This is a genomic window from Bradyrhizobium sp. (assembly GCF_035701725.1).
In the GTDB taxonomy this organism is placed as follows: Bacteria; Pseudomonadota; Alphaproteobacteria; order Rhizobiales; family Xanthobacteraceae; genus Bradyrhizobium.
On the sequence record NZ_DASSRP010000393.1, the window covers coordinates 1 to 19,681 of the forward strand.

Genomic DNA, 19,681 nt, shown 5'->3' on the forward strand with positions numbered 1-19,681 from the left:
CGGCGTCAGCGCGCCCAAGCGCTGGAAGGTGACGGACTTGCTCACATACATGCCGAGTGAACTCGCCGCCTCTGTGGCGAGAAAAGCGCCTTTGGCGAGGCCATAAAACAGGAACAGCGGCACGCTCAGCGGGCCCGTCGAGACAACGATGCCGGTGAGATAGCCGACCACGGCGCCACCGATTGCCAGATGCCAAAGTGAAAACTTGAGCTGATGGCCGGCGAGCCAATGCCGAACCGGCACCATCGTGATCAGAAACGATCCGATCGCGATGTCGACAAGGCGCGAGGGCAGCACCAGCAGCGTGCGGGCGCCGAGTGCGGCCGCAGGAACGGCGGGAATGGAGTAGGCGGCGCACGCGCGCCAGTCGACCTCCCTGTACCAGGCAAGGATACGCGACAGATTGGACATCACGGCTGCAACCGCCATGATCGGAACAGCCTGTTTCGGCCCATACGTGTAGATCAAGACCGGCATCAGCATGATCGAAGAACCAGTGCCGACGATGCCCGAGATGGTGCCCGCGACCAATCCGACCGCGAGGACGAAAACAAAGCTCAACGATTGCTGCTCCCGCCCGTAGCGTCGATTTCACGATCGCGCGTTTTGCGTCGCGCCATGCGGGTGCGGATATAGACGGCCGCACGGCGAGGGGCTAGCGTGTCGACCAAATAAGGGGTGGTTGAAAACACCCGGTTGACCAGTGTCCCGGTTCTGACCTTCGTATCGTGTCGCAGCGGGCGCGTTTGCTAAGCTCAGAACCGGGACACTGGGATAATAAAGACCCCAGGGCGGTTCGGATTTGGCATTCGCCCTCGGGACTCGCTGCAACACGGGAGCGCATGCCAAATCAACGGCACTGGGGAGGGCTCTGTGATGGCCAAGTCCGCCGATCGCAACAGCGGCAAACGTAATCAGGATTTGCCGGTCGTCGCTGGAAACGGATTGATCGACCGCCGCGCATTACTCGGACGCGGCGTGATGTTGGCAGGTGCGGCTGGAGCCGGACTGGCTCCATCCGCGGCCGGCGCCGAGCCGCTCACGGAGGACCCGTGGAGCATGGAGATCGGCGAAGCGACGCCACCTTACCAGACTCCCTCGAAATTCGAGGCCAAGGTCGTCAGAACGCGCAGCAACCCCAACAATGAGCCGCGTAATTCGCATGCGCGCACGCCCCATCATCTGCTCGAGGGCACGACGACCCCGAACGGGCTGCATTTCACTATCAATCATGGCGGCATCCCGGCAATCGATCCGGACAAGCATCGCCTCGTGATTCATGGGCTGGTCAAGCAGCCGCTGGAGTTCTCGCTCGAGACGTTATCGCGCTACCCGCAGACCTCGCGCATCACTTTCCTCGAATGCGGCGGCAACAGTGCGCCGATGTTCTCTCCGGAACCGATGCAGGAGACGGTGCAGGCGTTGCATGGGCTCGTCTCCTGCGCGGAGTGGACCGGCGTGAAGCTTTCGACGCTGCTCGAGGAAACGGGCATCGACCCCAGGGCGAAATGGATGGTCGCGGAAGGCGCGGATTCACCGCGCCTCAGTCGTAGCGTGCCGGTGAAGAAGGCGCTCGATGATGCGATGATTGCGCTCTATCAGAACGGCGAACGCTTGATGCCTGGAAACGGCTATCCGATGCGCCTGCTATTGCCCGGTTATGAGGGCAATATGAACGTGAAGTTCCTGCGCCGCATCAAGCTGCTCGATCAGCCTGCGATGACCATGTATGAATCGCGGACCTATTCGCAGCTATTACCGGACGGCAAAGCCTATCGCTTCTACTTTCTCCAGGAGGTCAAATCCTTCATCACCAGCCCATCGCACGGCATGGCGTTGAAGGGGCCCGGCCTCTACGAGATTTCCGGCGTCGCCTATTCCGGCACCGGGCGGATCGAGAAGGTGATGGTTTCCGCCGACGGCGGAAAGAGCTGGGGCCAGGCTGCGTTGCAGGAGCCGGTGTTGAGCAAGGCCTTCACACGCTTCCGCATGCCATGGCGTTGGGACGGCGGCCCGGCCACCTTGCAGAGCAGGGCGTGGGACGAAGCGGGTAACGTGCAGCCGACCCGCGCTGAATTCGTGGCCGTGCGCGGCGAACTGACCAAGCCGCCGCCGATCCTGGGCTTCCCCAATCAGCACTACAACTCGATCACAAGCTGGGGTGTTGCGGCGAGTGGGGAGGTCAAGCATGTCTATGCGTAATTCCATTCTCCTGGCCGGGGCGCTTCTGCTTGCCGCAACGGCCGGCCTGTCGAGGGCCGAGACGCCGCATCTTGGCAAACCGCTCGATGAGGCCGCGATCGCCAATTGGGATATCAGCGTCCTGCCCGACGGGACGGGACTGCCGAAGGGCAGCGGCACGTCGGCGCAGGGAGCTGCGATCTTTGCGGAGAAATGTGCAGCCTGCCATGGCGACAATGGCAGGGGCGGCGGCCCTGCCGCGGCCCTCGTGGAGGAGCACAAGATCGTCGGCATCTCGGCCTCGCAAAAGACCATCAAGAACTTCTGGCCTTATGCGACAACGATCTTCGATTTCATTCGCCGTGCGATGCCGTTCACGGCGCCGCGCTCGCTCAGCGATGACGAGGTCTATGCGCTGACGGCCTACATTCTCGCCGAGAACAAGCTGATCGACGCCAACGAGACCATGAACGCGGAGACCTTGCCGAAGGTGAAGATGCCCAACCGCGACAACTTCATCATCCGCTTTCCCGATCGGATCTAGCTGCGAGGCGATTGGGTCTCAGGCCGCCAGCGCGGCGCGGCGAAACGCCTTGACCAGCGAGGTTTCCAGCTTGCCGTTCATGTCGGACAGGATCTTGTAAGCTTCTTCGCGAGGCATCGCCGCGCGGTATGGCCTCGCTTCGATCAGAGCGGCAAAGATATCCGAGATGGTCAAGAGCCTCACCAGGTCGGAGATCTGCGGCGAGGCGAGCGCGTCGGGATAACCCGAACCATCAAGATATTCGTGGTGATGTTTGACCGCGTCGAGCGTTTCGATGCTGATGCCGGGAATATCCTTCAGCAGATCGTACCCGATCAGGGGATGCTGCTTCATGATATCTTCTTCTTTGGGATTGAGGCGGCCCGGCTTGTCGAGGATCGAAAGCGGGATTCGAGCCTTACCGATGTCATGCAAGGTCGCCGCGATCCCTAGTCGCTTCACGTCCTGTGAAGTGAACTTGATGTCCAGCGCGAACGCGACAGCAATGCCGGTGACCAGCAGACAGTGCTGGAACGTTCCTTCATGGTACTTTCGGACGTTGTCGAGCCATCCGTTCAAACCATTCTGGCTGATGCTCGCGATGATCTGTGTGGTGACTGTTTCTGCATCGGCGAGATGAATTGTCTTGCCGGATCCGATGGCTGAGTACATCGCCGCGAAGGCCTTGCCGCAATCGGTCATCCACGTCGGCGGGCTGTCCAAACCGGTCTCGGCAGCACGGATTTCCGCCTCGATCTGCGTCAGCCTGGAAGTCGCCTGCTTGACACTGTGAACCACCCCGGTTGCGCCGAGGGCATAGGCCTGCGCCACGAGATGGTGCAGATGGCGGTGGACGACAAACAGCTTCTCGTTGATCGCATCCAGATCGCGCATCACGTTCTTGATTTGCTCGACGCGTTCGCCTTCGCGCAGGTCGGCATCCACCATCAGCACGCCGCTCGGCGCAAAGATGGGTTCTTGTCCGAGTACGCGGGGAACGACCGCATAACGCGGCTCGAGCGCAGCCCGAATGGCGGGAATCTTTCCGGGCTCATCGGTGAGATAACAAACGAGCATGAGGTCCTACTCAGGCAGGGACACAGCGACCGCTCATCCAAATTCAAAAAGTATGTAGCCTCTCAACCTATGCGGGATCTATTAGCAAAGATTAAACAGAATCGGCCGTGCAACGCGACAACCCTCCGGAATCGACTAGCTGATGGTAACCCATGCGGGAGCGTGATCGCTTGCGCCTTCCTCGCCACGCACCATCCGGTCGACGCCGGCCTTCGTCAGCCGCGGTGCAAGCGCCGGACTGAGCAGGAGATGGTCGAGCCTCAGACCGGCGTCGCGCGGCCAGCGATTACGCTTGTAATCCCAGAACGTGAACATCGGCTTTGACGGATGAAGTGTCCGGATGGAATCCGTCCAGCCCTGCGCGATCAGCGACTGGAACGCCGCGCGGCTCTTCGGCTGGATCAGCGCATCCTTGTCCCAGGATCTGGTTGGATAGATATCGAGTGCAGTCGGGGCAACGTTGTAATCGCCGGCGAGCACCACGGGCACATCCTGTTTGATGAATGTGGCTGCGTGTGTCCGGAGTTTTCTGAACCAAGCGAGTTTGTAGTCGAATTTCGGCCCGGGCTGCGGATTGCCGTTCGGCAGGTAGATGCTGGTCACAATAACGCCGTTGATCGCAGCTTCGATGTAGCGCGCTTCGTCATCCCTGCTGTTGCCGGGCAGTGCGTCGCGGATCAGGATCGGATCGGCATTTCGCGCCAGCAGAGCCACGCCGTTCCAGGTCTTTTGTCCGCGCCACACCGCGCCATAGCCGGCCTTCTCGAGCGCACTTTGCGGGAAGTCGCTGTCGGTCGATTTCAGCTCCTGCAAGGCGACGACGTCAGGTTTGGCGCGCTTGAGCCAGGCCAGAAGATTGGGCAGCCGACGGTTGATATTGTTGATGTTGAAAGTAGCTACTTTCATCGACCGGATCGCAAGAGATCATGGATCACAAGAGGAGCTTGCATGTTCAAAGTATCGATCGCAATCGTCGCCTGTGTCGTCGGATTCTCGAGCGCGGCATTCGCCCAAAGCCAAAGGGGTGCGATGCGAGAAGCATGCAAGGCTGATTTCAAGAAATTCTGTTCGGGTGTTTCGCCTGGTGGCGGCCGCATCGTCGAGTGTCTGAACAAGCAGCACGATTCCCTCAGCGAAGCCTGCAAGACGGCGCTTGATGCGCGATCGAAACAGTAGCGCGGCCGAAGGCCGGCCCTAGCCGTCGGCAACCTCGCCCTTGTAGACGCGCGCATAACGCGAACCGAGGCTGGTGAGCACCTCGTAGCCGATCGTGCCGAAATGGTGGGCCAGTTCGTCGACCGTAATGCCTTCGCCGATCAGCGTCACCAGATGGCCGCGCCGCACTGCATTCTTGTCGACATCAGTGATGTCGACGGCCATCAGATCCATCGAGATGCGGCCTGCAACCGGACAGCGCTTGCCAGCAACGATCACCTCGGCGCCGCGGGTGCCATCGTTGCTACTGCCGGCCCGGAAATAGCCGTCGGCATATCCGGCGGAGACGATGGCGAGCCTGGTTGGCCTCCGTGCCGTCCAGTTTCCGCCGTACCCGACGCTTTCACCGCGCTCGACGTCACGGATCTGCACGATGCGGGCCTTGAGGTCGACCACAGGCAACATCGGACTGTCGGCCTCCGGCGTCGGGTTGACGCCATAGAGCGCGGCGCCAGGCCGTACCATATCGAACTGGAACGAGCTGCCCAGAAAGATGCCGGAAGAATTTGAAAGCGATGCCGGCACGCCGGAAAACGCGCTGGCGACTTCGCGGAAAGCGGCGAGCTGCCTGGCATTCATCGGATGGTTCAGGCTCTCGGCGCAGGCGAGGTGGCTCATCACAAGCGAGATGCCGTGATCGCCGGCATTGATTCTCGGAAGCAGGCCTTGCGCCTCGGCCATAGTGAGGCCGAGCCGCTGCATGCCGGTGTCGACGTGAATGGCGGCGCCGCCGGCCCAGCCGGTGCGACGGCAAAACACATCCCATTCGGCGAGTTCGTTCAGCTCGCCGATGACCGGTCTTGCATCGATCTTGGCGTAGGCTTCTCCGGTGTTCTGCATGAAGCCGTTGAGCACATAAATCGCGGCCGACGGCACCGCGGCGCGCGCGACGGCAGCTTCATCAAGGGTTGCGACGAAAAAGGTCCTACAGCCCGCCTTGGCCAACGCCCGAGCCACCGGTTCGATACCGCAGCCGTAGGCATTGGCCTTGATCACGGCGGAGCATTCGGCGGGCACCGCCGTTTTCTCGAGCTTGCGCCAGTTGGCGACGACAGCGTCGAGATCGACGGTCAGGATACCCGTGGCGGCAGCCAGCGCCGCCGCCTTGTTGGCTTCCGGCGAAAGGATGGAATCGGTCGGAAGCGACTTGGGGTCGGGGGCAATGTTCATGCCGCAATTTTACGCGTGCGCCAGCCGCGGTTCAACCCGACAGCCGGCCGCCGGATCAATATGTCGGCGGCCTGGCCGGCAGATGATTGTCATGGGCGAGATCGCCGAAACGCGTCACGCTGGCGTCGAACTGAAGTTCGACGGTACCCGTCGGGCCGTGACGTTGCTTGCCGATGATCACTTCGGCCCGTCCGAGCGTTCGCTCCATCTCGGCCTGCCATTTGATATGTTCCTCGGTGCCGGGCGTAGGCTGCTTCATCGCGATGTAATACTCCTCGCGGAAGACAAACATCACGACGTCGGCGTCCTGCTCGATCGAGCCGGATTCACGCAAATCCGACAACTGAGGGCGCTTGTCGTCGCGGCTTTCGACTTGGCGCGATAGCTGCGAAAGCGCGATGATGGGAACAACAAGCTCCTTGGCCAATGCCTTAAGGCTCGTCGTGATTTCCGTGACTTCCTGCACGCGGTTGTCCGAGCGTTTGCCCGAGCCTTGCAGCAGTTGAATGTAGTCGACCACGATCAAATCCAGCCCGCGTTGCCGCTTGAGCCGACGGGCGCGCGCGGCAAGCTGTGCGATCGAAAGGCCGCCGGTTTCGTCGACGTAGAATGGCAGCGATTGCAGTTCGATCGAATAATCGCGGATCTTCTCAAAGTCGCTCTCGGAGATGCCGCCGCGGCGGATATTGCTTGAGGGAATGCCGGTGCGTTCGGCGATGATACGCGTCGCAAGCTGCTCCGCCGACATTTCGCAGGAGAAGAAACCGACGATGCCGCCATTGACCGTCTTCTGGGTGCCGTCGACCTGGAGCTCGGCCCGGTGAGCCTTTGCGACGTTATAGGCGATATTGGTCGCAAGCGACGTCTTGCCCATGCCGGGACGCCCCGCCAGGATGATCAAGTCGGAGGGCTGCAGGCCGCCCATCTTGGTGTCGAGGTCGCGCAGGCCGGTTGCGATACCTGACAGCTTGCCATCGCGCTGAAAGGCCTTGGCGGCCATATCGACCGCGACCGTGAGCGCCTGCGAGAACTTCTGGAACCCGCCGTCGTAGCGTCCGGTCTCGGCGAGTTCGTACAGCCGCCGCTCGGCGTCCTCGATCTGATTGCGTGGCGCAAAATCGACCGGCGCATCGAAGGCGACGTTGACCATGTCTTCGCCGATCCGGATCAGATCGCGGCGCAGCGACAACTCGTAGATGGTGCGCCCGTAATCCTGCGCATTGATGATGGTGGTGGCTTCCGCCGCCAGCCGCGCCAGATATTGGCTGACGGTGACGCCGCCAAGATCGGTGTCGCCCGGCAGGAAGGTCTTCAGAGTCACGGGGGTAGCGACCTTGCCCATCCGGATCAGGCTGCCGGCGGTCTCGAAGATCGTCTGGTGGATCGGTTCGAAGAAGTGCTTGGGCTCGAGGAAGTCCGAAACCCGATAGAATGCGTCATTGTTGACCAGAATCGCGCCCAAAAGGCTCTGTTCGGCTTCGATATTGTGGGGAGCCGTGCGGAAGGCGGGAGTTCCCGCCTCGGGGGCGAGTTTCAGAACGTTCGAATCAGTCGGGGACATGAGCGGTCAGTGTTCGCGAAAGTTGGGCAGATAAGGGGCAGCGATAAAGCGCCTCTCTGAGGGCCAGCGGAAGCAGCAAACCGCCTTATGCACGATTCACACAATCGATGCTGGGGAATGATGAGGTCTGAGGCGACAGTGCTTGACGGAATTTGTTCCGCAAGAGGCAGCTGACGGAACGCACCTGATGTTCACGGCCCCTTTGCCGTGGGTACGCCGGACGGGTGGCCGGCTTAAAGTCTACTGGAAACCTGTATTTGCTGGTGGTCACGCCTGATCAGCATTGGCAAAAAGTGCTCGCCGGGAAGGAATGCGAATGTTGGAATCGGACGGCTAGCCGCCTCAAAAACTTCGTGATTTTGGATGAACCTTTGCGCGCTCGGTCGGTACTAACGTTCGCACGTGCGGCTTCGACCGGGTACCGTCAGATCAGGATCAGGTAGATCAGCGCGAGGAGTGCGCCGCCAATCGACATAGCGATCATGGCATAGTCGGCGCGGACGTCTGGAGGCACTCGGAATGACCGGGCGGTTTTCTGAGCCATTTTGGTGATTTAGGGCAGGGCGCCCAAGTCGTTTGTGAAGCAGATCACGTTCCCGCAATTTTTCTTCAACGTCGTTTGCGGGAACGAGCTGTGGAGCTGGGAATTGTTTTCCCAGGTTTTCGGGCAGTGGACACGATAGCGATGAGCCAGCAGCTTCCGACATGGCGCACTTCAGGCGGGCAGGCCAATTGGCTGTCGCGGCTGATTGAGGCGATGGAAGCTTGCTCGCGGCCGGAGTGGCGCGCGCGGCCGGTTGACCCGCGCGAGCTTCGCGCATTGCAGGCGCGCCTGGCGCAACCCGCGAAGCTCCATCCCGCTTACGGCTCCCGTTTCAGCCTGAGAAACTAGCAGCGGCATGTCGCCTCGCCCCGGTTGGGCCTGCTCTATTCGCCGGCGATCTGCAGACGCGGCTTGTTCCCAGCTTCGAAGCGCCGCAGCCTGGCCTCCTCACGCGTTACGTAGTCGCGCGTGATCGGCACAATCCCCTGCCGTTTGCTGAGCTGGATCTGGAAATTCATCAGGTTCTGCTTGCGAAAAGCCATTTCCGATGAGGCGAGATAGAACTCCCACATCCGCGCGAAGCGTTCGTCATAGAGCTGAACTGCTTCCTCCCGGCGCGCCATGAAGCGTTCGCGCCACGCTTTCAGCGTTTCGGCATAATGAAGCCGCAGGATTTCGATATCGCAGACCAGTAGGCCGGCGCGCTCAATCGCAGGCAGCACCTCGGACAGCGCCGGGATATAGCCGCCAGGGAAAATGTACTTCGCAATCCAGGGATTGGTGACGTCGGGGCCTTCGGAGCGGCCGATCGAGTGCAGCAGCATGACGCCGTCGTCGGTGAGGAGTTCCGCGCAGCGCTTGAAGTAGATGTCATAGAAGTCGACACCGACATGCTCGAACATCCCGATCGAGACGATGCGCTCGAAGGGGCCGGGGACGTCGCGATAGTCCTGAAGCAGGAATTTCGCTGAGCCTGTGAGGTGCTTTTCCGCGGCGCGGGCATTCGCGACCTGCAGCTGTTCGTTTGAGAGCGTGACGCCCGTGACATTGGCGCCGGCCGTCTCCGCGAGATAAATTCCAAGACCGCCCCAGCCCGACCCGATATCCAGCACGCGGTCGCCTGGCCTCAGCAGCAGCTTGGCGGTGACGTGCCGCTTCTTGGCGAGCTGCGCATCGTCGAGCGTCATACCCGGCTGCTCGAAGTAAGCACAGCTATACTGCTTGTCGGCGTCCAGAAACAGCGAGTACAGCCTGCCATCGAGATCGTAGTGGTGAGCGACATTATATCTGGCCCGGCGGCGCGGATTGAACTGACGCAGGTGCCGCGACAGGTAGCGAAGCCACCATTGTGGCTTGGCCCAGCCCGGCAGGACAGCAGGCTGATCCATCACGATGGCGAGTAGATCGGCAATCGAGCCGTTCTCGACGACGAAATCGCCGTCCATATAGATCTCACCAAGCGCGAGTTCGGGATTCAACAAGATCCGTCGCTCTGCGCCAGCGTTCAGGAAGCGAGCAAAGAGGTGCGGTCCGGTGCCGTCGCCGCAATGGAATTTGTCTCCGCCGGCGGTGATAAACGTGATCGCACCGCGGCGAATGAACTTCCGCAAAAAGTAACGCAACAAACGGTCCATCGAAACCACCAACCAGCGATCCCGCAAAAACCAAACTTGGTTCGCCACATTTCGACGTCTGGGGAACCGATTGGTTCCTGCACAATTCGTCGAGTAGAAATCATACAAGCGGTGGAGGGCGGTCGACTATTGCCTTGTATACAAAGCAGATATTCCTGGAACATGGACTTGCGGGAGGTGCGACAAGCGCGCTTCCATTCGCGGGATAATCGGATAAAAGGTGACGCCTCCGGTGCTCTTTGACAGAGCTCAGGAAGCGTTTTCCGCATCTGGAGACTAGGGAATGTTGAGCCGAACGCGCATCTTTGCGGCGGTTACGCTTTTGGCCAGTTGTGTGGCGGGCGAGGCCGCCTGGGCGCAGGCAACCAACCTGGAGGCCGGCAAAAGCGCGTCGCAGCTTTTCGCCGGCACGTGTAACGCATGCCACAAGTCGCCGCGCGGCCTTTTGAAAACGGTTTCGCCGGGATCGCTATCCGGCTTCTTGCGCGAGCACTACACGACGAGCGGCGACATGGCTTCGCAGCTCGCCTCCTATCTGATCTCCAATGGCGCCAGCGATACGCGCTCGGCCAAACCGGGCCAGGACAAGCCGGGTGCCGACAAGCAGGGAACGGGAGGTAGCGATCAGGCCGATCGCCAGGGGCGCAAGAACCGCAACGCGCCCGCCCAGGAAACGGCCCGGCCGGATGACACCGCAGCCCCGGGCGAGCCAGGACGGCCGTCGCGCCGGCGCATGACGCGTCCGGGAGAGCCGTCCGACGACGTCAAGCCGGCGGCCCCGGCGCAGGCGGCAACTGAGCGCGGACCTGAGGGCCGCAGGCCCAAGCGCGGCAAAGCGGGCCAGCCCGGTGCCGAAGAGCCAGCGGTAGCAAATGAGCCGGCCAAGTCCGATCCGCTCAAGTCCGAGCCGGCGAAGACCGAACCGCCCAAGGCGGAATCGGCCAAGGCGGATCCAACAAAGGCTGATCCGGCAAAGGCTGATCCGGGGGCGGACGATAAGGCGAAGGCCGAGACGCCCAAGCTGGAGGCGGGTGCCGCTGAAAGGGCCAAGCCCGACGGTGAAACCAAGCCCAACGAAGCGAAGATCGAAGCCCCGAAAGATACCCCGAGGGATGCGGGTGCGAACGACAAGCCTCAGGCTCGTCGCGATCCGGTGCCGGCGGTTGCTGCGGGAAGCTCGGCCGAACCGGTGCCGTCCCAGCCGAAGGCGCCAGCTGCTTCCGAACCTGCCGCCATGACGGCCTCGGCGCCACCGCCACCGCCAGCGCAGAGCGGACCGCCGGCCCCCCCGATCTCGCAATAGCTTTGGTGACGGCCAAAAAGAAGCCCGGCCGATTGGCCGGGCTTCTTGTATTGAGCGATCGCGTCGACGCGCGACTTACGCTTGTTACTCCTGCGGCGTCTCGCTGGGCTGCGGCGCCAGTTCGGTCGGGAGGGCTTCCGGATCGAAGAATTCGCCGGCCGCTGCGATGGCCTCGGCGGCCGCATCGCGGTCTTCCTGACGCGTCGAAATGTCTTCGCCGCGCTTGATGCGCTCGGCCTCGTCGGCGTTACGCGCCACCGTCACCGAGATCGTGGCCTCGACCTCGGGATGCACGGCGATCGTCACCTTCTGCTGACCGATGGCCTTGATCGGTGCATCGAGCCAGACCTGCGGCCGCGAAACCGTGATGCCGTCGGCAGCGAGCGCGGCCACGATGTCGCGCACCGAGACCGAGCCGAACAGCTGACCGGATTCGGAGGCCTGACGGATGATGACGATGTCGCGTCCCTCGACCTTCTCGGCGATCTTGCCCGCTTCGCCCTTGGCCTTGACGTTGTTGGCCTCCAGCTCGGCTTTCATGCCGTCGAACTTGGCGCGATTGTCGGCCGTGGCACGCAGCGCCTTGCCGCGCTTGAGCAAGAAGTTGCGGGCATATCCATCCTTGACGCGCACGACTTCGCCCATCTGACCGAGCTTGGCGACGCGTTCCAGCAAAATGACTTCCATATTGTTTCCTTTCAGGAGGTTCGGACGTTTCGGTTTCAGGGTTTGGGAAGCGGTGGAGGCCTGCTGCGCAGGTAGCGCTCGCGCAGCCCGAAGACGGCGTCCGCCAGTCCAAGCAGCGCAACGGCCAGAAGTGCCCAGGCAAAGCCTGCAACGACCGCGTAGATGCAACCGAGCCACAGCGCGCGGCTCTTCATGGCAAGCGTCAGCGTGTGAATCACGGCGAATCCGGTGAAGGCATAGGCGATCGACAGGCCGCTGGTCAGCACTTGCGCCATGATCGCGAGCAAGCCGCCGGCAAAACAGCAGATGATCGCCGCAAACAGGACCGCAATCGTTGTGATCGGCAGGGCCGTGTTTTTCAAATTCGGCCACGGTCGGTGCAATCGTCCGGACATCGCCGCAATCTTTGCGGCCAGCCACAGATTGAGCGTCAGCATGGCGACCGCGGCAATCTCGGCACCAATTGGAGCGACTGACACCAGCGCATCGAGCGTGGCCTCGTTCAGCGTGAGACCGGCGGCCTCCACGAGTTCGGTCCAGCCGGTGCGGAGCGTCTTGTGGATCGTTGCGGCATCCGTCCCTAGCGTCAGCAGCGTGGCCGCGGTCAGGATGGTCGCAAAGACCACGATCCAGAGCAGGACACGTCCGACCGGATACCACTCCAGCGCTTCGTCCGAACCGGCGGGGACGTGCTCCGGCGGGCGCGCAAGCAGGACGAGATGCGACAGCCAGAAGGCCGGCAGCACATTCACCAGCGCAAAAGCGATGCAATAGGGAAGGCCGAACAGCGAGGCGATGACGAGGGTCGCTGCGATCCCGCCGAGGGCGGCGCTGAAAGGCCCCCATGCCAGCCCCACCACCATCAGCGGCAACGGTGCCAGATTGATCAGCAGTAGCGAGATCGCCGCGCCCGAAGTGATCGAGGCGAACATCAAGGCCGACGCAATGCCGGCCGCCAGCGCTATGGCTAAGGTCGCGATCATCAGCTGTCCCGCCCCTTTCGAGCGGTTAGAGGTCTTTTCGACCCCAACCATCGGCAACCGGACGACCCGGAAGCCTTATGAGTGAGAATGCGATCCGCGGCACATGCGCCGCGGATCGGAGTTCACGATTAGCGAATGACGTAAGGAAGCAGGCCGAGGAAACGCGAGCGCTTGATGGCGCGCGCGAGTTCGCGCTGCTTCTTGGCGGAAACCGCCGTGATGCGGCTCGGCACGATCTTGCCGCGCTCGGAGACGTAACGCATCAACAGCTTGGAATCCTTGTAGTCGATCTTCGGCGCATTCGGACCCGTGAACGGGCAGGTCTTGCGGCGGCGGAAAAACGGACGACGTGCACCAGCTTCAGCCATTGCTCTTACTCCTCTTCCGCTGCATCGACATCGTCGCGGCCGCGGCGCGGGCCACGGTCGCCGCGGAAGCCGCCGCCATCGCGATCACCGCGGAAGCCGCCCTCGCGCTCGCCACGGAAGCCGCCGCCACGGTCGTCGCGTTCGCGATCGCGGTCGGCTTTGCGCATCATGGCCGAGGGGCCTTCTTCGAGCTCTTCGACCCGAACGGTGAGATAACGGATCACGTCTTCGCTGATCCGCTCCTGACGCTCAATCTCGGCGACGGCGGCCGACGGTGCGTCGATGTTGAGCAGCACGAAATGCGCCTTGCGATTCTTGTTCATGCGATAGGTCAGCGACCGCACGCCCCAGTTCTCGGTTTTGGTGACCTTGCCGCCCGCCTGTTCGACGATGCCGGTCATCTGGGCGGTCAGTTCTTCGACCTGCTGGGTGCTCGCGTCCTGGCGCGCGAGAAAAACATGCTCGTAAAGAGGCATGGATGTCCTTTCCTCATGTTGGCGCGGGTCGCCGGCGGCAAGCCCTTCGAGACCTTCGGAAAGGACTCGGGATAAGCTCAGAAGGCGGAAGCACGGGACGACGGGCCGACTGGCCCTGCCACATCAAAACACCAGAGGTGATATTGCTGAGACCGTCCGTTCAGCTCCCGGCCAGGGACCCACGGATGCAGCGCGTTATAAGCATTTTGACCGCACTGGCAAGGGAAAGCCGCGAGATAACGGCTGGTGCCGCCCGACCTCGTGAAGCCTATGCGCTTGACAGGGAAGGCCGTCACGGTGTCTTTCGGCGGACTTGCGGGACGCAATTCGTGATTTGGCGCGCCATTTTGGATTCGGGTCACCCCGTAAGATATTGAAAAATAATCGTATTCCATGTTTCCTGCTCGCGCGCGGGAACTGGACGAATGTTCGGGGACGCGCATGACGGCAGCATTCACCTTTCCGGGCCAGGGTTCCCAGGCCGTTGGCATGGGCAAGGCGCTTGCGGAGGCCTTTCCGGTCGCGCGCGCTGTGTTCGACGAGGTGGATGCGGCCCTTGGCGAACGGCTGACCGCCATCATATGGGACGGCCCCGGAGAGACGCTGCAACTCACCGAAAATGCCCAGCCGGCGCTGATGGCGGTTTCGCTGGCCACCCTGCGGGTGCTGGAAGCCGAAGCCGGCTTCTCCGTTGCCCGGCATGCTGCCTTTGTGGCCGGCCATTCGCTGGGCGAATACTCAGCGCTGGCCGCTGCGGGAAGCCTTGGCATCGGCGATACCGCGCGCCTTCTGCGCACCCGTGGCCTGGCCATGCAGAAGGCCGTCCCGGTCGGGGTCGGGGCCATGGCCGCCTTGCTCGGCCTCAATTATGAGACCGCGGTGGCCGTTGCCGACGAAGCAGCCCAAGGACAGGTGTGCCAGGCGGCCAACGATAATGGCGGCGGTCAGGTGGTTGTGTCCGGCGACAAAGCGGCCGTCGAACGCGCGGTCGAGATCGCGAAAACCAAAGGTGCCAAGCGGGCGATGCTGCTGCCGGTCTCGGCACCGTTTCATTGCCGGCTGATGCAGCCAGCGGCGGACGCGATGGCGCAAGCGCTCGCTGGTGTTGCCATCAAAGCGCCGGCCGCGCCGCTGGTGTCTAACGTCCTGGCCACACCGATCACCGACCCTGACGAGATCCGCCGCCGGCTGATCGAGCAGGTGACGGGGACAGTGCGTTGGCGCGAGTCGATCGCCTACATGGCCGGTCACGGCGTCACGCGGTTCTTCGAAATCGGCGCCGGCAAGGTACTGAGCGGCCTGGTCAAGCGCATCGCCGAGGGCGCCGTCGGCATATCGGTTGGCGGACCGAATGATATTGCCTCAGCAAAAGACGCGCTCGCACAGTCATCCTGAGCTTGAAGGGAAAAACGATGTTCGATCTCACCGGCAGAACCGCGCTGGTTACGGGCGCAAGCGGAGGCATCGGCGGCGCGATCGCGCAAGCCCTGCACAAGCAGGGCGCGACCGTGGCAATTTCCGGGACGCGGCGCGATGCGTTGGACACGCTGGCGGCCAAGCTCGGCGAACGCGTTCACGTGCTGCCTTGCAATCTCTCCGATGCAACCGAGGTCGAGGCGCTGGTACCGTCCGCCGAGGCGGCGATGGGCCAGCTCGATATCCTCGTCGCCAATGCCGGCATCACGCGCGACAATCTGTTTGTGCAGTTGCGTGATGAGGATTGGGAGCAGGTGATCAATGTCAACCTGACTGCGACCTTCCGCCTGGCTCGCGCCGCGACCAAGCTGATGATGCGCAAGCGCTTCGGCCGGATCATCGCGATCACCTCCGTGGTCGGTGTCACCGGCAATCCGGGACAGGGCAACTACACGGCTTCGAAGGCCGGCCTGATCGGCATGATCAAGACGCTGGGCGCGGAATATGCCCGGCGCAACATCACCGCCAATTGCATCGCTCCCGGCTTCATCGCCACGCCGATGACGGACGCCTTGAACGAAAAGCAGCGCGAGGCCGTCCTGTCAAAGGTTCCGGCGGCGCGTCTGGGGACGCCTGACGATATCGCGGCGGCGGCGGTCTATCTCAGCTCGAACGAAGCCGGCTATGTGACCGGGCAGACCATTCACGTGAATGGCGGACTCGCGATGATCTGAGGGCAGCGACATTAAGCTGCGAACCGGCAGTTCTATGTCGATGCAAAAACGCTATCGGGTACCTGTATTTGACGGCGATCTTTTGATTCCAGCCTGCGCAAGGCGGCCTGTCGCGATGCAACGCGAATGTTGGAATGGGACAACCGGTTCGCCCCGGCAATCGGCATGGCCGGGACTTGTAGTCAAGGCTTGGGAAGTATGATAACCGGGGCCCGGATGGGGGCAAAAGAACACCATTGCAGGATGTTGAAACCCTGTATAATTGGCGGTGCGGAGCCGGTCATCGTGCGCCGGACCCGTGTCGGCCGTGACGGGCCTCATCCAAACTATGCGCGAAGAGAAATTCACGACCACGATGGCTCGTACGTCTTGGGTCGGTCCAATAGAACAGCACGAGGTTGAACGATGAGTGAGATTGGCGAGCGGGTTAAGAAGATCGTGGTCGAGCACCTTGGTGTCGAGCCCGAGAAGGTGGTCGACAACGCGAGCTTTATCGACGACCTCGGCGCCGACAGTCTCGACACGGTCGAGCTCGTGATGGCCTTTGAAGAAGAATTCGGTTGTGAAATTCCTGACGATGCCGCGGAAACCATTTTGACCGTCGGCGATGCGACGAAATTTCTGGAAAAGAACGCAAAGAGCTGACGCGCTCGCGCGGGAAGCTGACGGGGCGGAAGGGACCGCGGGCTCGCGGTCCCGTCTTTCGTTGTCGGAGACCGCGAAACGCGCGCTGGAGTGATCTGGATGAGGCGGGTAGTCGTCACAGGCCTTGGCATGGTCTCGCCGCTTGGCTGTGGCATCGAGCCCATCTGGAAGCGGCTCCTTAATGGGGAAAGCGGCGCGCGCAAGATCGAGACCTTCGACGTCTCCGATCTCACCAGCCAGATCGCCTGCGTGGTGCCACGCGGCGACGGCACCGGTGGCACGTTCAATGCCGACCAATGGATGGAGCCGAAAGACCAGCGCAAGGTCGACGACTTCATCATCTTTGCGATGTGCGCTGCAAAGCAGGCGCTTGACGACGCCGACTGGCATCCGCAAAGCGAGGAAGACAAATGCGCCACCGGGACCATGATCGGCTCCGGTATCGGCGGTCTGTCGGGAATTGCCGATACGTCGATCCTGTTGAAGGAGCGTGGTCCGCGCAAGGTATCGCCGTTCTTCATTCCAGGCCGGCTCATCAATCTTGCTTCCGGCTATGTGTCGATCGAGCACGGATTGAAGGGTCCCAATCACGCCGTCGTCACGGCATGTTCGACCGGCGCGCATGCCATCGGCGATGCAAGCAGGTTGATTGCACTCGGCGACGCCGACGTCATGGTTGCCGGAGGCACCGAATCGCCGATCTGCCGGATCGGTATGGCTGGTTTCTGCGCCGCACGTGCGCTGTCGACCGGTTTCAACGAAACGCCGGAAAAGGCGTCACGGCCTTATGACAAAGATCGCGACGGCTTCGTGATGGGCGAGGGCGCCGGCATCGTGGTGCTCGAGGAATTCGAGCATGCGAAAAAACGCGGTGCAAAAATCTATGCCGAGGTGGTGGGCTACGGCCTGTCCGGCGATGCCTATCACATCACCTCGCCCTCGCCGGACGGCGATGGCGGTTTCCGCAGCATGAGTGCTGCGTTGAAGCGCGCGGAAATTTCGGCTTCCGACCTCGATTACATCAACGCTCACGGTACATCGACGCAGGTCGGCGACGAAATTGAACTGGGGGCGGTCGAGCGTCTTCTGGGCAATGCCGCTTCGCGGGTATCGATGTCCTCGACCAAGTCTTGCACGGGACACCTCTTGGGAGCGGCCGGCGCGATCGAGGCGATTTTCAGCATTCTGGCGATTCGCGACAACGTTGCCCCGCCGACGATCAATTTGGACAACCCTTCGGTCGAAACCGCGATCGACCTGGTGCCTAAAGTGTCGCGCGAGCGTGAAATTAATATCGTCCTGTCGAATTCATTCGGTTTCGGAGGTACAAACGCGTCTGTGATTCTGCGTCGCGTGTCCGCCGGTTAGTGGATTGACAATCGTTAATCCGCTCGGCCACCACATGCACGCAATCCCATGCGAATGTGAGACTGCGTCCAATAGCGCGCGTCCGATAACACGGAAGTTCACCGTTTCGCCGCATTCGGTGATAATTCCTAGAAGTGGGCGAGACTACCGGCCATATTTTTCAGGGCCACGATTGAACCGACAGGATTCAGGTTGCATCGATGAGTGAGAGGCCGCCCATTTCGCCGAGGAGCCCGCGTGCCGCGCTGGAGCCCGAACAGGTTCCGCCACCGCCCAAGCGCTCCGAACGTGCCCGCAACCCGTTTATTGTGGTCGGCAACGCCATCATCACGTTCATTCTGTTTGTGATGATCGCGGTCGGCGGCGTTTATATCTACGGTAAGCAAAAAATCGAAGCGCCGGGTCCGCTGCAGGAAGACAAGGTCGTCAACATCCCGTCGCGGGCGGGGGTGACCGATATCGCCGACGTGCTGCAACGTGAGAGCGTCATCGACAACAACCGCTGGGCGTTCATCGGCAGCGTGTTTGCGCTGAAAGCACGTTCAGAACTCAAGCCGGGCGAGTATCAATTCCAAAAGAATGCCAGTTTGAGGGATGTCATCGGCACGATTGTCGAAGGCAAGGTGGTTCAGCATTCCATCACCGTTCCTGAAGGCTTGACCTCCGAACAGATCGTGGCGCGACTTTCCGAAAACGATATCTTCTCGGGGTCGGTGCGCGAGCTGCCGCGTGAAGGCACCCTGTTGCCGGAGACCTACAAGTTTCCGCGCGGCACCCCGAGAGATCAGGTGATCGCGCGCATGCAGCAGGCGCAAAAGCGCGTGCTGGCCGAGATCTGGGAGCGCCGCAATCCGGACATTCCGATCAAGACGCCAGAGCAGCTTGTTACGCTGGCCTCGATCATCGAGAAGGAAACCGGACGGGCGGACGAGCGCAGCCGGGTCGCCGCCGTTTTCGTCAATCGCCTGCGCCAGAAGATAAAATTGCAGTCGGACCCGACGATCATCTACGGGCTGGTCGGCGGCAAAGGAACGCTCGGCCGGCCGATCAAGCGCAGCGAAATCCAACAGCCTTCGCCCTACAACACCTATGTGGTGGACGGATTGCCGCCCGGACCGATCGCCAACCCCGGCCGTGCCTCGCTCGAGGCGGCCGCCAATCCGGCCAGGACACGTGACCTGTTTTTCGTCGCCGATGGGACCGGTGGGCATGCTTTCAGCGATTCGTATGACCAGCATGCCAAGAACGTCGCCAAGCTGAGAGCGATGGAAAAGCAGACCCAGAACGATACGGTGGAGCCCGCCGAAGATCCGGCACCCCCGGCAGCCGCGGCGAACGCATCTGCTGATCAGACGCCGGCAGCGCCCGCCAGGCCAGCCCCGGCCAGGAAACCGCGCAACGCGCCTGCGCCCCGCCAAGGCGCAGCGGCATCTTCCCCAGTGGTCCAGCAATAAAATAGCCGCCGCAGTCGCCACGATCGTGTTCGCCGTCGGTGTTGGCCGCCGCGCAAATTCCACTTTTGGCTCAAGAAGCGCTAGACTTGCTGCCATTCGGCCAGCGAATCTGAGGCCCTGATCCCGTCCGGAGAACCCCGCGCGATGGTGTTGTCGAGCATGACCGGCTTTGCCCGCAGCCACGGCGCCAGCGGGCCCTATGCGTTCGAATGGGAGCTGAAGTCCGTCAATGCCAAAGGGTTCGACCTGCGCCTGCGTTTGCCGCCCGGATGGGAGGAACTGGAAGCGGTTGCGAAAAAACGCGCCGCCGAGGTGCTGTCGCGCGGCACGATCTACGCCAAT

General features: G+C 61.9%; 21 protein-coding genes. 11 read left to right on the forward strand and 10 right to left on the reverse strand.

Annotation, left to right across the window (positions count from 1 at the left end; translation table 11 throughout):
• On the reverse strand, window positions 1-561 hold a 561-nt coding region (locus VFL62_RS23605), incomplete at its 3' end, for a sulfite exporter TauE/SafE family protein (RefSeq protein ID WP_325174810.1).
• Window positions 562-876: 315 nt separating this feature from the next.
• Here VFL62_RS23605 and soxC point away from each other — a divergent pair.
• Both soxC and VFL62_RS23615 read left to right on the forward strand, forming a co-directional pair.
• Window positions 877-2,202: a sulfite dehydrogenase gene (soxC, locus tag VFL62_RS23610; RefSeq protein ID WP_325174811.1), complete on the forward strand. Its 1,326-nt coding sequence runs from the start codon at window positions 877-879 to the stop codon at window positions 2,200-2,202.
• Window positions 2,189-2,725, forward strand: a complete 537-nt coding sequence (locus VFL62_RS23615) for a cytochrome c (RefSeq protein ID WP_325174812.1) — start codon at window positions 2,189-2,191, stop codon at window positions 2,723-2,725. Before soxC ends, VFL62_RS23615 begins: the two co-directional genes overlap by 14 nt.
• Before the next feature lie 18 nt (window positions 2,726-2,743).
• Here VFL62_RS23615 and VFL62_RS23620 read toward each other — a convergent pair whose 3' ends face one another.
• Together VFL62_RS23620 and VFL62_RS23625 are read right to left on the reverse strand one after the other, a co-directional pair.
• The gene (locus VFL62_RS23620) at window positions 2,744-3,781 is read right to left on the reverse strand and encodes an HD-GYP domain-containing protein (RefSeq protein ID WP_325174813.1); all 1,038 of its coding nucleotides are present in this window, start codon (window positions 3,779-3,781) and stop codon (window positions 2,744-2,746) included.
• A gap of 135 nt (window positions 3,782-3,916) precedes the next feature.
• Window positions 3,917-4,687 carry an exodeoxyribonuclease III gene (locus VFL62_RS23625; protein WP_325174814.1) on the reverse strand — a complete coding sequence of 257 codons (771 nt, stop codon included), beginning with the start codon at window positions 4,685-4,687 and terminating at the stop codon, window positions 3,917-3,919.
• 123 nt (window positions 4,688-4,810) lie between these two features.
• Between VFL62_RS23625 and VFL62_RS23630 the strand changes: the two genes are divergently transcribed.
• Window positions 4,811-4,957, forward strand: coding sequence for a cysteine rich repeat-containing protein (locus VFL62_RS23630; RefSeq protein WP_325174827.1), 147 nt, complete (start codon window positions 4,811-4,813; stop codon window positions 4,955-4,957).
• 18 nt (window positions 4,958-4,975) lie between these two features.
• On the opposite strand, the gene alr is transcribed toward VFL62_RS23630, so the two are convergent.
• Both alr and VFL62_RS23640 read right to left on the reverse strand, forming a co-directional pair.
• Window positions 4,976-6,166, reverse strand: a complete 1,191-nt coding sequence (gene alr / locus VFL62_RS23635; protein ID WP_414644824.1) for an alanine racemase — start codon at window positions 6,164-6,166, stop codon at window positions 4,976-4,978.
• A 55-nt stretch (window positions 6,167-6,221) separates the two neighbouring features.
• Window positions 6,222-7,727, reverse strand: coding sequence for a replicative DNA helicase (locus VFL62_RS23640; RefSeq protein WP_325174815.1), 1,506 nt, complete (start codon window positions 7,725-7,727; stop codon window positions 6,222-6,224).
• Between the two features lie 685 nt (window positions 7,728-8,412).
• Between VFL62_RS23640 and VFL62_RS23645 the strand changes: the two genes are divergently transcribed.
• Window positions 8,413-8,619 (forward strand): transcriptional regulator, encoded by a 207-nt coding sequence (locus VFL62_RS23645; protein ID WP_325174816.1) that lies wholly within the window; start codon window positions 8,413-8,415, stop codon window positions 8,617-8,619.
• Window positions 8,620-8,654: 35 nt separating this feature from the next.
• Here the strand turns inward: VFL62_RS23645 and VFL62_RS23650 are convergent, their stop codons facing one another.
• Window positions 8,655-9,905, reverse strand: a complete 1,251-nt coding sequence (locus VFL62_RS23650) for a cyclopropane-fatty-acyl-phospholipid synthase family protein (RefSeq protein ID WP_325174817.1) — start codon at window positions 9,903-9,905, stop codon at window positions 8,655-8,657.
• A 283-nt stretch (window positions 9,906-10,188) separates the two neighbouring features.
• Here VFL62_RS23650 and VFL62_RS23655 point away from each other — a divergent pair, with 283 nt between their 5' ends.
• Window positions 10,189-11,208, forward strand: coding sequence for a hypothetical protein (locus VFL62_RS23655; protein ID WP_325174818.1), 1,020 nt, complete (start codon window positions 10,189-10,191; stop codon window positions 11,206-11,208).
• Window positions 11,209-11,292: 84 nt separating this feature from the next.
• Here the strand turns inward: VFL62_RS23655 and rplI are convergent, their stop codons facing one another.
• From rplI to rpsF, 4 genes are all read right to left on the reverse strand, one after another.
• A complete protein-coding gene (gene rplI / locus VFL62_RS23660) occupies window positions 11,293-11,895 on the reverse strand; it encodes a 50S ribosomal protein L9 (RefSeq protein ID WP_325174819.1) in 603 nt (200 codons plus the stop codon).
• A gap of 35 nt (window positions 11,896-11,930) precedes the next feature.
• Window positions 11,931-12,878: a DUF2232 domain-containing protein gene (locus tag VFL62_RS23665; protein ID WP_325174820.1), complete on the reverse strand. Its 948-nt coding sequence runs from the start codon at window positions 12,876-12,878 to the stop codon at window positions 11,931-11,933.
• Between the two features lie 128 nt (window positions 12,879-13,006).
• The gene (gene rpsR, locus VFL62_RS23670; RefSeq protein ID WP_002711478.1) at window positions 13,007-13,246 is read right to left on the reverse strand and encodes a 30S ribosomal protein S18; all 240 of its coding nucleotides are present in this window, start codon (window positions 13,244-13,246) and stop codon (window positions 13,007-13,009) included.
• A 5-nt stretch (window positions 13,247-13,251) separates the two neighbouring features.
• The gene (gene rpsF / locus VFL62_RS23675) at window positions 13,252-13,722 is read right to left on the reverse strand and encodes a 30S ribosomal protein S6 (protein ID WP_325174821.1); all 471 of its coding nucleotides are present in this window, start codon (window positions 13,720-13,722) and stop codon (window positions 13,252-13,254) included.
• 441 nt (window positions 13,723-14,163) lie between these two features.
• Here rpsF and fabD point away from each other — a divergent pair, with 441 nt between their 5' ends.
• The 6 genes from fabD to VFL62_RS23705 form a co-directional block, all read left to right on the forward strand.
• The gene (gene fabD / locus VFL62_RS23680) at window positions 14,164-15,117 is read left to right on the forward strand and encodes an ACP S-malonyltransferase (protein ID WP_325174822.1); all 954 of its coding nucleotides are present in this window, start codon (window positions 14,164-14,166) and stop codon (window positions 15,115-15,117) included.
• 17 nt (window positions 15,118-15,134) lie between these two features.
• On the forward strand, window positions 15,135-15,872 hold the full coding sequence (gene fabG / locus VFL62_RS23685) for a 3-oxoacyl-[acyl-carrier-protein] reductase (protein ID WP_325174823.1): 738 nt from the start codon (window positions 15,135-15,137) through the stop codon (window positions 15,870-15,872).
• Window positions 15,873-16,277: 405 nt separating this feature from the next.
• Window positions 16,278-16,517: an acyl carrier protein gene (locus VFL62_RS23690; protein WP_006610957.1), complete on the forward strand. Its 240-nt coding sequence runs from the start codon at window positions 16,278-16,280 to the stop codon at window positions 16,515-16,517.
• A gap of 99 nt (window positions 16,518-16,616) precedes the next feature.
• Window positions 16,617-17,885, forward strand: a complete 1,269-nt coding sequence (fabF, locus tag VFL62_RS23695) for a beta-ketoacyl-ACP synthase II (RefSeq protein ID WP_325174824.1) — start codon at window positions 16,617-16,619, stop codon at window positions 17,883-17,885.
• Window positions 17,886-18,085: 200 nt separating this feature from the next.
• Complete coding sequence (gene mltG, locus VFL62_RS23700) at window positions 18,086-19,339, forward strand: endolytic transglycosylase MltG (RefSeq protein WP_325174825.1); 1,254 nt, start codon at window positions 18,086-18,088, stop codon at window positions 19,337-19,339.
• Between the two features lie 144 nt (window positions 19,340-19,483).
• Window positions 19,484-19,681: YicC/YloC family endoribonuclease (locus VFL62_RS23705; RefSeq protein ID WP_325174826.1), on the forward strand; the 198-nt coding region annotated here is incomplete at its 3' end.

Excerpts from the sequence above, each read along its gene's own strand:
- VFL62_RS23625 (WP_325174814.1), bottom strand. The coding sequence starts at position 4,687 with ATGAAAGTAGCTACTTTCAACATCAACAATATCAACCGTCGGCTGCCC.
- VFL62_RS23665 (WP_325174820.1), bottom strand. The coding sequence starts at position 12,878 with ATGATCGCGACCTTAGCCATAGCGCTGGCGGCCGGCATTGCGTCGGCC.
- VFL62_RS23620 (WP_325174813.1), bottom strand. The coding sequence starts at position 3,781 with ATGCTCGTTTGTTATCTCACCGATGAGCCCGGAAAGATTCCCGCCATT.
- fabG (WP_325174823.1), top strand. The coding sequence starts at position 15,135 with ATGTTCGATCTCACCGGCAGAACCGCGCTGGTTACGGGCGCAAGCGGA.
- rpsR (WP_002711478.1), bottom strand. The coding sequence starts at position 13,246 with ATGGCTGAAGCTGGTGCACGTCGTCCGTTTTTCCGCCGCCGCAAGACC.
- mltG (WP_325174825.1), top strand. The coding sequence starts at position 18,086 with ATGAGTGAGAGGCCGCCCATTTCGCCGAGGAGCCCGCGTGCCGCGCTG.
- VFL62_RS23640 (WP_325174815.1), bottom strand. The coding sequence starts at position 7,727 with ATGTCCCCGACTGATTCGAACGTTCTGAAACTCGCCCCCGAGGCGGGA.
- VFL62_RS23615 (WP_325174812.1), top strand. The coding sequence starts at position 2,189 with ATGTCTATGCGTAATTCCATTCTCCTGGCCGGGGCGCTTCTGCTTGCC.
- soxC (WP_325174811.1), top strand. The coding sequence starts at position 877 with ATGGCCAAGTCCGCCGATCGCAACAGCGGCAAACGTAATCAGGATTTG.
- VFL62_RS23650 (WP_325174817.1), bottom strand. The coding sequence starts at position 9,905 with ATGGACCGTTTGTTGCGTTACTTTTTGCGGAAGTTCATTCGCCGCGGT.
- VFL62_RS23630 (WP_325174827.1), top strand. The coding sequence starts at position 4,811 with ATGCGAGAAGCATGCAAGGCTGATTTCAAGAAATTCTGTTCGGGTGTT.
- rplI (WP_325174819.1), bottom strand. The coding sequence starts at position 11,895 with ATGGAAGTCATTTTGCTGGAACGCGTCGCCAAGCTCGGTCAGATGGGC.
- fabD (WP_325174822.1), top strand. The coding sequence starts at position 14,164 with ATGACGGCAGCATTCACCTTTCCGGGCCAGGGTTCCCAGGCCGTTGGC.
- VFL62_RS23690 (WP_006610957.1), top strand. The coding sequence starts at position 16,278 with ATGAGTGAGATTGGCGAGCGGGTTAAGAAGATCGTGGTCGAGCACCTT.
- alr (WP_414644824.1), bottom strand. The coding sequence starts at position 6,166 with ATGAACATTGCCCCCGACCCCAAGTCGCTTCCGACCGATTCCATCCTT.
- rpsF (WP_325174821.1), bottom strand. The coding sequence starts at position 13,722 with ATGCCTCTTTACGAGCATGTTTTTCTCGCGCGCCAGGACGCGAGCACC.
- VFL62_RS23645 (WP_325174816.1), top strand. The coding sequence starts at position 8,413 with ATGAGCCAGCAGCTTCCGACATGGCGCACTTCAGGCGGGCAGGCCAAT.
- VFL62_RS23655 (WP_325174818.1), top strand. The coding sequence starts at position 10,189 with ATGTTGAGCCGAACGCGCATCTTTGCGGCGGTTACGCTTTTGGCCAGT.
- fabF (WP_325174824.1), top strand. The coding sequence starts at position 16,617 with ATGAGGCGGGTAGTCGTCACAGGCCTTGGCATGGTCTCGCCGCTTGGC.